We start from the raw sequence: 13,865 nt of genomic DNA, 5'->3' as shown, positions 1-13,865 counted from the left end.
CGTGGAGGAGCCGGCTCACCCGGATGGGTTCAGGGCGTCCCGCCCGCCCCGAGCGGTGGCGCCGGGACGGCTTCGGGCTTTGTGGCGGATGCTCTTCGACGGGGCTTCGCGAGGTCGCCGACCATCTCGACGTAGGGCGCCAGCAGGAACGCGGCCAGCGCCTCGCTCCCCGGGATCTCCGGGTCGGCGTGGCTCTCGATCTTCTGGATCAGGCTCCGCAGCGCATCCCGGGCGGCGCTCCACTGCGGCCGGCCATCGGTCGGCCCGCCGTCCTTGGCGAGCACCACGGTCGTGAAGCCGTACGCCTCGCCGAAGCGCGCGTGGGCGGCGACGAGCTGCCGGTAGTGCCGGGTCCCGCCGAACTGCTCGATCACCGCCTGGGCGCGCTCCTCCTCCAGCGTCTTCATCCGCTGCACCATCGCGGCCCACTGGACCCGGGGCCGGCGCGTGATGAAGCGAAGCCCCTCGGGCGCCGGAAAGAGCTGCGCGTACAGCCAGCGCGCGTCGGACGGCGACGGCGTCTGCCCATCCTCGGAGAGCCCGGCGGCTCCCGCGTTCCACTGCTCGAGCGCGCGCCATCGGTCGTCGCTGTCGGTGTTCGCCGCGCTCCGCTCGGCCTCGCTCGTCCCAGAATGGCGCTGGTCGGCCTGCGCGCTCGCCCGCAGGCCGCGGAACCCCTGAAGCTCCGTCGCGGCCGCCTCGAACCGCTTCCACGGTCTGTCGATGTGCGGCGGCAGCGCCGCGACGGGCTCGACCCCCTTGGGCAGCGGCGCGTCGCCCTCTTTGCGCTTACCGCCCTTCGGCCGGAGCACCGCCGCGATCCGCGCGCTCATCTGATCTCGGAGACCGATCACGTCGTCCGCGACGAGCTCCTGGGGGAGGACCATGGTCGAAAACATCGGTGATTCACTCACGGGGGAAACCTCCTGTGATGTCTGATGGGTTCTGGCCTGCCGCCGTGGCGACACGCCGTGGTTTCGTTGCGGCGTGGCTGCACGGCAACCCACGTGCCGGCGCGAGATGCGTGAATGTCTCGGCGAAACGTCTCAGACAGCGAGGGGCTGAGCGCAATGCCCCGTCATGATCCGCAACGGATTGCGCTGTTGCGCAACGCTTCCGTCGGCGCGTCGCGACCGCTTATCGAGCACGATCCTATCACCGCGCACGCCTGTCGATGCCGCGGCCCCTCGCATCGAGCACGCCGCGTGATGGCGAGGAGTGCTACCCGACGAAGCGCGGGCCGTGCTGGCCGTCGAGAAGCTGCCGCTCGCTATTGCTGCGAGCGCTGATAGGTATTCCCGAAGTCGTCCTGCACCACGACGGCGAGCCCGTCCACCGCCTCCACCTCGAGCTTTTCGCCGATCACCCGCGTTCGAAACGCCCAGCCGTCGGGAAGCGTCAATGTCTCGCCGAGCTTAGCGAGCGACGCCTCGTCCTGCTGCACCTCCTGCACGCTGTACGACTGCATATCGTAGATCGCGCCCTCCGGATCGACGAGCTCGTGGACGGTTTTGCCCGCGTCGTAGCCCCACGTCGTGTCGCGCCGCACGGTGCGTGTCTCGTAGGGCTTCGCCTTGCCCGAAGCCTCGGCGAGCGCGAGCGTGAGCGTGCCCGTCTTGCGCATCTCGATGCCTCCGAGCGTGCGCACCTCCGGATCGAGCACCTTCGAGCCCTCGAAGCTGTCGATCATCCAGTGGCGCGGGCCGTTCATGACCACCACGTCCGCCCTCGTCTCGGCCTTCACCTCGGCCTCGTCGACCGCGACCCACGCCGCCTCGGGGCACTCGTTCAGGCCCTGCGTGTTGTACACGTCGATCGTCACCGATCCCGCGCCGAGATCCGCGTCGCCGAGCAGGATCTCGCAGTAACGGCTCCCCCGCAGGGCCTCCAGCGCGGGCCCCGTCGTCTCGGATTCGACGGGCTCCGTGCTGCCGCAGCCAACCGCGGCGAGAACGAGCGAGAGGAAAACGGAGAGCGACGACGGCTTGTTCATGGCGTGTACCTCGGGCAGAAGGCGATCGTGGAGCGCGCGGATCGCGCCCTCTTTCCCCTACTCCCGCAAAAGGCCCCGCGGACCCGACACGGCCTCGGTCGATTTTTCTCCGCGCTCCCTCCCGTTGAATTGGCCTGGATCTCCAGGGAGCGAGGAGAACATCCCCTCTCCGCGGCCCGGCGACGCCCCCTCTCGCCGCCCCCCTCGCTCCGACAGCTCCGGCAGCTCCGACGAGCACCTGTCATGGCGCCGCAACACCCGCTGTCCCGCGCGGCGGTCACCTGTCACGCCGCCGTACCACCTCGCCGGGAGACGCGCCGGCGATCCGCCGCCGCCGCGCCGCTCCCAAACATGGCACGGCGCATGCTCCTTGTCCCCGGCACGCAGCGCGGCGATCATGGCCGCTTGTGTCCACGCTCGGCGAGCTCGCCGTTGCCGTGAACGAAGGCTCGAAACTCTCTGGACGAGGAGATCGCGATGAAGCGCTCAGTCGGTGCGCACGGGATGGTGATGGGCGTCGGGCTCCTCATGGCGGCTTGCGCGCCGGCGTCGGAGTCGGAGATCGACGTCGAGCTCGCCGGGCCGGGGCTCGAGGCGACGGGGATGAAGCCCGGTATCCCGGACACCAACGGCACCCCGAAGCTCGCGTGGCACACCTGGAAGTACGCGGTGGTCGCGGCGCTGCGGGGCCCGCTGCTCCAGGGCGACCAGATCCACCCGGACATCCTCGACACCAAGATCCTCGACGCGGCGGCCCCCGGGGGCGTGGACGGCAAGGAGGTCTTCGCTCACACCGTCCGCTGCGCCGCCGCCAATGGCACCGTCGTGCACCACGGCGAGGAGGTCTACCTGGGGCGAGGGATGGTGAGCAGCGCGTCGGCCTGGACGGAGGAGGGGCTCTCCGATGCCGTGATCGGCAACGTGCTGGAGTGCGTGATCGCCTACGTCAACGACGTGACCGACGGCCTCAGCGTCCTGCTCACGGGCACCCACGTGACCGACGACGGGGATCCTCACACCGAGTACATTCACCGCGAGGCGCTCTGGTGCGCGGTCCCCTCGACCGCGTTCGGCGCCATGGTGTTCGTCTATGCGACGGCCCCGTTCATCGCCCAATGCGATGTCGACCCTGAGTCGGCGCTGAAGCAGCGGTACTGCTACAAGGAGGGGGCCTGCGGCCTCAACTACATGGGGCCCCTGGCGGACAGCATCGATGACGGCACCTGCCAGCCCGTCGGGCTCCCGGGGCACGGCCAGTTCATCTGCAACGAAATGCCGTGCACGATGACGTGGCTGACGGACATCGAGCCCGACTGGTGCCGTGAGCCCAGGCGCGAGCGCACGATCGATCCCGCGCTGTTCCTCCGGTGAGCGCCGTGGGCCGCGGGGGCGGTCAGGGCGGTGCGGCGGGGTCGGGCACCTGGCCCGCGAGCCGCCGCGCCTCCGCGAGGCGCGCGCCCTCGGTCCGGGCGCGCAGCGGGTTCGCCCGGAGGGCCGCCTCCAGGGCCTCGACCCCGCGCCGGGCGGCCTCCCGCCGGGCCGCCGCGCCGGGCGCGGCCGCGGCGCGCAGCAGCCAGAGCCCGCCCTGGGCCACGAGCGCCCGGTCGAACTGCGGGTGGAGCCCGAGCGCCGCGTCCGCATGCCGGAGCCCCTCCGCGATGTCGGCGGCGGCGTCCCCCCCGCGGTCCGCCCGGTGGGCGGCGCGGGCCTCGTGGATCTCGGCCAGCAGCGCGGGGAGCCGGGGGTCGGCGCGCTGCCCGCCGAGCAGGGGGTCGAGCACGGCGAGCGCCGCGTCGAGCCGCGCCGCGTCCGGCCGGCCGCGCTGCGCGCTCCACCGGTAGGCGAGCAGCTCCACCTCGGCGCGCTGCAGCCGGTCCGACACGTCCCAGGGCGCCACCGCGATCTGGCGATCGAGCGCCTCGCGCGCGATCCGGATCGAGGGCGACGGGTCCTCACCCCGCGCGACCCCGACGCGCGCCTCGGGCACCGCCAGCATCGCCCGCAGCGACTCCGGGAAGGCGGTCGCGTCCGGCGCCACCTCCAGCGCTCTCGCCCGGACGCGCGCGAGCGCCGGGCCGGGATCCGCGCCCGCGTCGAGCGCGTGCAGCGCGAGCGCATGATCCAGCCAGACCCGCCAGTAGGGCGCCCAGCCCCAGGAAGGGTCCTTTTGATGCATCGCATCAATCACCCGGTGTGTCCGCTGGACCGCCTCCTCGGGGGAGCGGCCGGCGCGGACGAGGTGCTCTGCCTCGTAGACGCCGGTGACGAGCCGCGAGGTGCGCGCGCCGTCGAGGCCCGGGTCGAGCGCGAGGACCTGGTCGCAGCGGGCCCCCGCGCGCTCGAAGGAGCGGCTCGGGTCGCGGCCGTGCAGGGAGTCGTGGCGGCCGAGCTCGGCGTGGACGGAGCAGAGCTCGGCGAGGGCCCAGGCGAAGTCGGGCTCGCGCTGGAGCGCGGCCTCGTAGCCCTGGATGGCGCGCTCCAGGTCCGCGCGCTGGTCGCGGCCGAGCATGTCGGCGTGGTACGCCCGCGCGCGGGCGACCGCGGCGGCGACGTACCGGGCGAAGGCGTCGTCCGGGCTCCTGTCGAGCGCCGCCTCGGCGCGCGCGGTCGCGGCGCGCAGGGCGGCCTCGGCGTCCTCGCCCGGCTGCATGCCGCTCGCGGCCCACCAGGCAAAGCAGTTGTGGACCCAGGCGAGCTTGACCAGCGCCTCGGGGCTCCGCGGGCTCGCCTCGAGCGCCCGCTCGCAGGCCGCCCGCGCGCGCTCGAAGCTCGGGCGCATCGAGTCGCCGCGCTTGCCGGCGGCGTTCATGGTCTGGGTCCAGAGCTCGCACGCGGCGGCGTGGACCGAGGGGTCGGACCGGCCGTGATCGGCGGCGATCCGGTACGCCTCGGCGGCGCGGTCGAAGTGGCCCTTCATCCGGTCGAAGTCGAAGGCGGCGGCGTCGTGGCGGTGGCGGCTCCCGAGGGCGAAGAGCACGTCGCCCTCCAGCTTCTTCGCCTCGTGGAGCCACGGCGCCGCCGCGAACGCCTCCCGGGCCCTCTCCAGCGCCTCGTCGTGCCTGCCCTCGGCGAACGCGAGCAGCCCTTCCACATAGGCGGGCGCCTCGATGGCGCCGTGCGCCGGCGCCTCGCCGGCGCCGCCCAGCGCCGCGCGGAGGTGCCGGACCGCCGGGGCCTTGTACTCGACCTCGAGCGCCGCGATCCGGGCCTCGCGCTGCGCCGGGTCGCGGATGCGGCGGGTCTCCTCCAGGGCGCGGCGGTAGAGCTCGGAGAGCGCCACGCCGGCAGCGTGGTCGAGCCCCGGTGATCGATACCCGGCCCGCTCGGCCGCGCGGAGGTGGTCGAGCGCGGCGCGCGGCTCCTGGAGCACGAGCAGGCCGCGGCCGAGCGCGTACTCGCCGGGGCCGCGGCCGACCTCGCCCGCTGTCGCCATCCGGGCCTCGACGGCCGCGAGCCGGGCGCGGACCACGTCGCGCTCCCGCTCGACGTCGTGGAGCGGCATCGCGTGGGCGGCGCGCAGGAAGAGCTCCATCTCCTTCACGGTCTCGCCGAGCTCGCGGGCGAGGTTGGCCTGCTCCGCGGCGGCGCGCCGGCCGCGGACGAGGAGGCCGGCGACGACCAGCGCCGCGAGCAGCAGCGCGGTCACGCCCGCGACGGCCGCCCGGTGCCGCCGCGCAGCCCGGGCCAGGCGGCGGCCGAGGGAGGCGCGGCGCGCGAGCACGGGATCGCCGTCCAGGAAACGCTGCAGATCCTCGCCGAGCGCGCGCGCCGACTCGTAGCGGGCGCCGGGCTGCTTCTCGAGGCAGCGCATCACCACCGCCTCGAGATCCTGGGGGATGTCGCGGTCCAGGGTCCGGAGCGGCGGCGCGTCCGCCTCCAGCACCTGGCGGAGCACGTCCATCACGGTGCCCCCGGTAAACGGAGGGCGGCCGGCGAGCAGCGCGTAGAGCGTCGCGCCCAGGCCGTAGACGTCGGTCCGCCGATCGAGGGCGTGCACCCGCCCCGCGGCCTGCTCGGGCGCCATGTACGCGGGGGTTCCGAGCAGGGCGCCGGTGAGGGTGGGCCCGCTCTCCCCCGCCTCGCGCGCGATGCCGAAGTCCATGAGGTAGGGGCGGTAGGCGCCGTCCGTGCCCCGCTCCAGCATGACGTTGCTCGGCTTGACGTCGCGGTGCACGAGCCCGAGCCGGTGCGCCTCGTGGAGCGCGGCGGCGATGGCCCGGGCCACGCGCACCTTCTCCTCGAGGGTCAGGTCGCCGCGGGCGTCCTGGAGGGAGAGGCCGTCGATGCAGCGCATGACGAGGAAGGGCACGTGATCGGCGACGCCTGCCTCGTAAACCTCGCAGACGTTCTCGTGGCGGAGCCGCGCCTGGGAGCGCGCCTCGCGCAGGAAGCTCCCGTCGATCTGCGCGCCCGCCGAGAGGAGCTTGATGGCGACGCGCCGGCCGAGCCGGAGATCCCGGGCCCGGTAGACGACGCCCATGCCGCCGCGGCCGAGGAGGTGGAAGTCCTCGAAGCGGGCGTGGAGCGAGGGCGGTATCGGCGAGGGTGGGATCGACGAGGGCGCGGCGGGCGTGGACCCGCGCGCGTCGGCGGAGCGCCGGCTCTCCTCGCCGAGGCCAAGATCGGACGTGGCCTCGAACGCAGCGGGCGAAGCCCCGGGCGCAGCGGGCGAAGCCCCGGGCGCGGCGGGTGGAGCCCCGGGCGTGGCCGGGCCGGTGACGGTCGCGTCGTCGCGGCCGCGCCGCGGCCACGGCGGGGCGTCGACGCGGGGCTCGTCGCCGTCCACGGGCACGATCATCGGGCGCGGAGGCCGTGGCGCTGGAGCAGCCGGTGGACGAGCTGACGGGAGACGCCCATCGCGTCGGCCGCGTGCGAGATGTTGCCCCCGTGCTGGCGGAGCTTCTCGGTGACGTAGGCGCGCTCCAGCTCCTCCAGCACGACCTCCCGCGCTTCGGGCAGCGGCAGCTCGAGGAGCCTGCGGAGGCGGGCGTCCCCGGGCCCTGCCGGCAACGCGCCGGAGGGCGCCGCGTCCGACGGAGCCGCTCCGGAGGGCGCCGCGCCCGAGGGATCGGGCCGCGTTGCTTCCGCGCTCAGGCTCCCCTGCGGCGCCGGCGGCGCGGCGCCGATGACCTCGTGGAGCAGCTCGGGGAAGAGGACGAGCCGCGCGACGGTGTTCCGGAGCTCGCGCACGTTCCCCGGCCAGTCGTACGCCTCCAGCAGCGGGAGCGCGCCCGGCGGCAGGTCCGCGAGCGCGCGCGGCGGATCCCGCGCGACGAGGAAGCGCTCGACGAGGAGCGGGATGTCGTCCTTGCGCTCCCGGAGCGCGGGGACATGGACCTCCACCACCGAGAGCCGGAAGTAGAGATCGGCCCGGAACGAGCCGTCCTGGGCCTTCGCGCGCAGGTTCCGGTGCGTGGCCGCCACGATCCGCGCGTCGAAGGGGAGCCACTCGTTCGAGCCGAGCCGCCGGATCTGCCGCCCCTCGATGGCGCGGAGGAGCTTCGGCTGGAGCTCGAGCGGGAGCTCGCCGATCTCGTCGATGAAGAGCGTGCCGCGGCTCGCCTGCTCGAGCAGGCCCGGCCGCGCCGCCGCGGCGCCCGTGAACGCGCCCCGGGCGTGGCCGAAGAGCTCGCTCTCCACGAGGTTCGGGGCGATGGCGCCGCAGTCCACGACCACGAAGGGGCCGTCCTTGCGGCGGCTTTGCGCGTGGATCGCCCGCGCCAGCACCTCCTTGCCGGTGCCGGACTCGCCCAGCAGGAGCAGCGTCTCGTCGGTCGGGGCCGCGCGCTCCAGCCGGGCGAACAGCGCGCGCATGGGGAGGCTCCGCCCCGCCGCCTCGCCGAACGCGTCCGCGCCGGAGAGCGGCAGGACGGCCGCCGGCCCCGCAGGGCCGACGACGATCTCGGAGCCGCCGACCGTGGCGGGGACGCGCGGCGGGAGGAAGGCCTCGCGGATCCGGACGTCGCGGATCAGCGTGCCGTTCTTGCTGCCCAGGTCGCGCAGGAGCACGCCGTGCTCGGTCAGCCGGATCTCGCAGTGCCTGCGCGAGGCGCGTGGATCGGCGAGGACCAGATCGCAGTCGGCGCCCGCGCCCACGAGGAGGGGGCGCAGATCGAGCGGCGCGGTGAGCGTGCGCCGGTCCGGGAGGGTGACGGTCACCGAAACGGCCGGGAGCCGGAGAGAGCGCCCCTCATCGAAGCTCGTGAGCGTGCAGGCCTCCCCGGGATCGTCGCCCATGATCGCCATGGTGCCCCTGGAGGGGGCCGCGTCAACCCGGAACCGGCGCGCCCGCGAGCCGCGCCCGCGCCTGCACCGCACGCGCACGCGCACCGGTGGAGCGCCTGCAGGACCGCTGTCACGCCGCCGCGACAGCGCCCGTCGCGCGCGCGTGACAGCTGTCCCGGCGGCGTGTCGGCGCGGGGCGAAGCGCTCGCCGGAGACGCGCGGATCAGCCTCGGAACGCGGCGATTCGCGCTGCAGACCGATTCCGGCACATGCGTTGCGATGCGCCCCTCGAACGCGGCGAAACGCGGATTGAGGAGGATGCGGACATGACGTCTCGAAACAGCGGCGCGGGCAACGTGGATCACCAGGGGATCGCCGGCGCGCGCCGATCGGCGCGGCTCGGGCTCGTCGCGCTCGCCGTGCTGGCGAGCGCCGTCTCGGCGAGCCGCCCGGCGGCCGCGGTGAGCGCCGAGCCCGGGCTGCGCGAGATCCCGCTCGACACGACGGGCGCGACCTTCCGCGCCGAGGTGATCGGCGACGAGCACTTCGACTACCTCCGGATGGCGGACGGCACCGCCGTCGTGCTCAACGACCTCTCGGGCGACTACGAGGTCGCCGAGCTCGGATCGGACGCGCGCGGCGCCCTCAGGCTCGTCCCCTCCGGGGTGCTGGTCCGCGATCTCCGCGGGCAGGGCGGCCCCGTGGATCCGGCGTTGCTCCAGCGCATCGACGACGAGGCGCTCGATACCCTCTGGGAGGCGGAGATCGCACATTCCCGGGGCGCGCTCTCGTTCGCGGCGAATCCGACCGTGATCTCCGGGATCCGGCGCCCCCTGCTGACCATCCTGCTGGAGTTCACCCAGGGGGGCGGGCTCGCCACGCCAGGCGCGTTCACCGGCAACTTCAACACCGACCTCGCGTACTGGAAGCAGACGATGTACGGGAGCCTCCCGGGCTCGGTGAACCATTATTACGCCGACATGTCGCGCGGGAAGTTCTCCTTCACCCGCGCGAAGGAGACCCAGGGCACCGCCAACGACGGCATCGTCCGGATCAAGCTCCCGTTCGCGCACCCCAACAGCAAGAAGGATTTCTCCCTCCTTCAGCTCTACCTGAAGGAGGCGCTGGTGCTGGCGGATCCCTTCGTCAACTTCGCCTCCTACGACACCAACGCAGACGGCAAGGTCCGCGGCGACGAGCTCAACACGGTCTTCATCGTGGCCGGCTACGAGACCGCGAACACGAGCAAGACGCCCTCCATCTGGGCCCATGCGAAGGGCTTCGAGGACCCGATCACCCTCGACGGGAAGGTCCTCACCGGCTACGCCGCGCTCGGCGAACGGCAGGTCCACTCGGTCGGCGGCGTGCCCACCACGATGCCGGCCACCGTGGGGGTCATCGTGCACGAGCTCGGGCACTCGGCGGTCGGCCTCCCGGATCTCTACAAGGGCCCTACCCCGCTCGGTTCATGGTGCGTGATGGCGAGCGGGAGCTGGGGGAGCACGAGCGGCTCGCCCGCGGGCTCGGTGCCCGTGGCGATGGGCGCCTGGAGCCGGATCAAGGCCGGATTCCTGGCGCCGACGGTGATCGAGCCCGGGTCCCCGCCGCAGGACATTGCCATCGTCCGGACGGCCGGCGCGGAGTTCCTCGGGCAGGGCGTCGCGCCGACGATTTACAAGATCGAGACCTCGGATCCGGACCAGTACTTCCTGATCGACAACCGCCAGAACGAGGGATACGACCGCGGCCTGCAGCGCTGGCTCGACTTCGATGATCTCCCCGGCGGCGTGGCGATCTACCGCGTCGACGAGGCGAAGAAGGCGGGCGCCGGGAAGATCGCGTTCATGGCGAGCAACCCGAGCTCGCCGAGCTCCCTCGCCAACCTCTACAACGAGGAGGGAGGCCGGACCTTCACGCCGTTCACCGACCCGAGCAGCGACGACGCGGACGGGCAGTTCACCGGGCTCTCGGTCACGGAGTTCAACATCTCCGGGCCGATCATGCTCGCGCACGTGAGCTATGTCCCCTTCGCCTGCAACGCGATCACCGCGTCCGTGGCGGAGCACGAGATCCACGGCCGCGCCCACAAGCAGATCGTCGACCTCGGGGACGACCAGATCTTCCTTGGATACCGCACTACGGGCGTGCATCAGGCGCTCGGGTTCGACGAGGACGAGATCGTCACGCTCCACGTGGAGGCGCCCGGGATGTGGAGCGTCGGGGAGTGCGACTGAGCGGCTTGGCCTCCCGCCCGCGGAAGCGAGTGACCGTCTCGGGATGTTGCATCTTCCGTCGTGTGAGGGGCGCAGCGCCCCGGGCAACGAAGAGGAGATCCCCATGGAAACGAGCAAGAACGAGCGGGTGTGGTTCATCACGGGCGCGTCGCGCGGCATCGGCGCGGAGATCGCGAAGGCGGCGCTCGTCGCCGGCGATCGGGTGGTCGCCACCGCGCGTGATCCGAAGAGCATCACGGACCGCTTCGGGCGGCCCGAGGCGCTCCTCCCCGTCGCGCTCGACGTGACGGACGAGGCGTCGGTCGCCGCCGCGGTGGAGGCGGCCGTCGCTCGGTTCGGCCGGATTGACGTTCTCGTGAACAACGCCGGTTACGGCGTCATGGGCGCGATCGAGGAGACCTCGGGCGACGAGGTCCGGCGCATCTTCGAGACGAACGTGTTCGGCCTCCTCGCGGTGACGCGCGCCGTGCTCCCGCAGCTCCGGAAGCAGCGCGCCGGCCAGATCTTGAACATCTCGTCGCTCGGCGGCTACCGGTCGGGCGCCGGGTTCGGCGTTTACTGCTCGACGAAGTTCGCCGTCGAGGGGATCTCGGAGGCGCTCCACGCCGAGCTCGCGCCGCTCGGCATCGCGGTGACGATCATCGAGCCGGGCTACTTCCGGACGGAGTTCCTGGAGGCGAAGTCCGTCGTCGAGACGGGCAAGGTCATCGCCGATTATGCGGACACCGCGGGCAAGGTCCGGAGCCACGCGAAGACGGTCAGCCTCCAGCAGCCTGGCGACCCGGCGCGGCTCGCGCGCGTGGTCGTCGAGCTCACCCGCGCGAAGAATCCCCCGCTCCGCCTCCCGCTCGGCAGCGACGCCGTCGCCGCGATCGAGGCGAAGAACGCGCTCGTGGCGCAGGAGCTCGCCGCGTGGCGCGCCGTCGCCGAGTCGACGGACTTTCCGAAGTGAAGCGAGGTTGACGCCCCCGGAGGCGCGAGCACGGCCAGAAGCACCCGTCGACGACGAGCATCGCGGCCGACAGCTCGAAGCGCATGTCTGCCCAGCAGAAGCCCATCCCTCCCCTCGCCTCGTCCGGCAGGAGGTCGCGACGCTTCCCGGTGTCGAGCTCCACCACAGTCGGGCCCTGGTAGTCCTCGCCGGCTTGCCCCGGGCGCCAGGATCCGAGCTGTACCAACCGCGCGACTGACACAGTGCTTTCGCGCGGCGCGGCCCCTGTGCCTTCACCGGCGAGCGCCGCCTTCCTACGCTCCGCAGCCGCTCTGGCTCTTCAGCACCTATGAGCGGCTTTCCTTTGGGCTGCCAGGCAGCAGCGACCAACAGCAGGTGAACCTCAGCACCTTCGCGGTCTCACTGACCGCCTTTATCCTCTTGTCGGGGTGCCTGAAACGGCGATCGAGGGGCGCCTGAAACAGCGATCGGCGCGAGCTTTCCCGCGTGACGCCGCTCCAGAAGGAGAAGGATCGCCATGGTGGCGAGCCCAATCGGAACCGCCCAGAAGGCCTTGCTCAGGTCGAAGGCGTCCGCCAGGCGTCCCAGGAGCAGGGGCGCCGAGTCAACTTGCCGTCCCGGCCAGTGTGCACCTGTCGCGGGTGCCCAGCCTGGCGACTACGTTCATCAATGTGGTACGCTCGACGGGCTTGGGGATATGCATCTCGTATCCCGCCGATAAAGCCTGTTCGCGGGCGCGCTGGTCGGCGTAGGCGGTCAGCGCGATCGCGGGCGTTTGACCGCCCTGATTGACGGGCAGCGCCCGAACCGCTCGAATCAGCGCATAACCGCTCTCGTCCGGCAGCCCGATATCGCTCACGAGGACGTCCGGGCGCCACTCTTGGAGCAATTCAAGGCCTTCCCGAGCTGCCGCCGCCACGCGTACCTCCGCCCCTGCCTCTCCCAAGATGCACGTCAAAAGCTCCCGCACGTCGGAGTCGTCGTCCACCACGAGCACGCGCAGTCCGGTCAGCATTGAGGGGAGCAACCCGACGCCGCCTTCCCCTGCGCCAGCCAAAGGCGGCGTTGCGGTCTCCTCGACCACCGGCATCAGAGGCAAGTCGACGGTGAACACCGCGCCCTGACCCTCACCGCCGCTCTCCGCGCGAACCGTGCCGCCGTGCATTCTCACCAAATCCCGCACGATTGCGAGCCCCAGGCCAAGTCCGCCGTGCCGGCGCGTGGTCGAGCTATTGGCCTGGCGAAACTGGTCGAACACATGGGGAAGAATATCTGCGCTTATTCCCTCGCCGGTATCGCTGATGCGGAGTTGAGACATCGCTCCCACCTCCTCCAGCGACACAGCCACGCGCCCGCCTGGGGGCGTGAATTTGATGGCGTTGCTGAGCAGATTTCCCACGATCTGCTCGAGGCGGCCGCGATCGCCCCAGACCCTGCTGGTCGCCCCGCCGAGCGATAGCGAGAGACAGACGCGCTTCGCTTCCGCAACTGGAGTTACAGATTCGAGGACCGCCTGAATGACCTCGGCCATGCTGACCGACTGCGGCTTCAGGTCCATCTTGCCGCGGATGATGCTGGAGACGTCGAGGAGCGTCTCGACGAGCCGCAGCTCGGCCATGCTATTGCGCTCGATAACCTTGAGCCCGCGCTGCACCTTGGGCACGTCGCGATTGTCCATGCGGAGGAGAAGCTGCGCCCAGCCGAGGATAGCGGTCAATGGGGTTCGCAGCTCGTGGCTGAGCGTGGAGAGGAATTCGTCTTTCAGCCGGTCGGCGGTCTCGGCCTTGGAGCGCGCCGCCTGCTCACTGGCTAAAAGCCTCTCCCGCTCTCCCTCTGCCCGCTTGCGTTCGGCGATCTCATGCCTCAGAATCTCATTGGCCGCGGCGAGCTCGGCCGTGCGTTCCGCCACTCTCCGCTCCAGCTTATCGTGGGCGCGCCGCAGCGCGGCCTCGAATCGCTCGCGCTTCTTGATTTCCCGCCGCAGCTGCGCGTTCTGCACCTCGAGCTGCGCGCGCAGCGAATACAAGGCCAGGTGTGTCTTGATTCGCGCTAAAACCTCATTGATCTCCAGCGGCTTGACGACGTAATCGACGCCGCCAGCGTCAAACCCGGCCACTTTATGCGCCGTCTCTCCCAGAGAGGTCATGAAGATCACGGGGATGCCTTTGGTGCGTTCAGATGCTTTCAGGCGCCGGCATGTCTCAAAGCCATCCATTCCCGGCATCAATATGTCGAGGAGGATCAGATCGGGCGAACGGAACTCGACCTGCTCCAGCGCGTCTTCACCATCCTGGGCGACTGTCACCCGAAAGCCTCGCTCTTCGAGCTGAGCCATGACCTCAGCCACGCTGGCGAGCACATCGTCAACAATCAGAATTGTATACGACTGAGCACAGGGCTTTGAGGTTCTGGTCATCGGGAAACCCACAACAAAGTAGCGGCAGTGTGAACCGGCGCAACA

Annotated in this window: 8 protein-coding genes; 3 read left to right on the top strand and 5 right to left on the bottom strand. The window is 71.6% G+C overall.

Annotation, left to right across the window (positions count from 1 at the left end; all coding sequences use genetic code 11):
* Positions 1-29 precede the first annotated feature (29 nt).
* Complete coding sequence (locus WME73_RS18065) at positions 30-887, bottom strand: hypothetical protein (RefSeq protein WP_437916480.1); 858 nt, start codon at positions 885-887, stop codon at positions 30-32.
* A gap of 383 nt (positions 888-1,270) precedes the next feature.
* Positions 1,271-1,993 (bottom strand): hypothetical protein, encoded by a 723-nt coding sequence (locus WME73_RS18060; RefSeq protein ID WP_437916479.1) that lies wholly within the window; start codon positions 1,991-1,993, stop codon positions 1,271-1,273.
* 477 nt (positions 1,994-2,470) lie between these two features.
* Between WME73_RS18060 and WME73_RS18055 the strand changes: the two genes are divergently transcribed.
* The gene (locus WME73_RS18055) at positions 2,471-3,364 is read left to right on the top strand and encodes a hypothetical protein (RefSeq protein WP_437916478.1); all 894 of its coding nucleotides are present in this window, start codon (positions 2,471-2,473) and stop codon (positions 3,362-3,364) included.
* Between the two features lie 22 nt (positions 3,365-3,386).
* Here WME73_RS18055 and WME73_RS18050 read toward each other — a convergent pair whose 3' ends face one another.
* A complete protein-coding gene (locus WME73_RS18050; protein WP_437916477.1) occupies positions 3,387-6,791 on the bottom strand; it encodes a protein kinase domain-containing protein in 3,405 nt (1,134 codons plus the stop codon).
* Positions 6,788-8,239, bottom strand: coding sequence for a sigma 54-interacting transcriptional regulator (locus WME73_RS18045; RefSeq protein ID WP_437916476.1), 1,452 nt, complete (start codon positions 8,237-8,239; stop codon positions 6,788-6,790). The genes WME73_RS18050 and WME73_RS18045 overlap by 4 nt, the downstream gene beginning before the upstream one ends.
* Positions 8,240-8,544: 305 nt before the next feature.
* Between WME73_RS18045 and WME73_RS18040 the strand changes: the two genes are divergently transcribed.
* The gene (locus WME73_RS18040) at positions 8,545-10,452 is read left to right on the top strand and encodes a M6 family metalloprotease domain-containing protein (protein ID WP_437916475.1); all 1,908 of its coding nucleotides are present in this window, start codon (positions 8,545-8,547) and stop codon (positions 10,450-10,452) included.
* 103 nt (positions 10,453-10,555) lie between these two features.
* Complete coding sequence (locus tag WME73_RS18035) at positions 10,556-11,404, top strand: oxidoreductase (RefSeq protein ID WP_437916474.1); 849 nt, start codon at positions 10,556-10,558, stop codon at positions 11,402-11,404.
* A 604-nt stretch (positions 11,405-12,008) separates the two neighbouring features.
* Here WME73_RS18035 and WME73_RS18030 read toward each other — a convergent pair.
* The gene (locus tag WME73_RS18030; RefSeq protein WP_437916473.1) at positions 12,009-13,820 is read right to left on the bottom strand and encodes a response regulator; all 1,812 of its coding nucleotides are present in this window, start codon (positions 13,818-13,820) and stop codon (positions 12,009-12,011) included.
* Between the last annotated feature and the right edge of the window lie 45 nt (positions 13,821-13,865).

The sequence above is a fragment of the Sorangium sp. So ce302 genome, assembly GCF_051530145.1.
Taxonomy (GTDB): Bacteria; Myxococcota_A; Polyangia; order Polyangiales; family Polyangiaceae; genus Sorangium; species Sorangium cellulosum_B.
The sequence above is the reverse complement of the archived record's forward strand: the minus strand, read 5'-3'. Positions and strand labels throughout refer to the sequence as shown.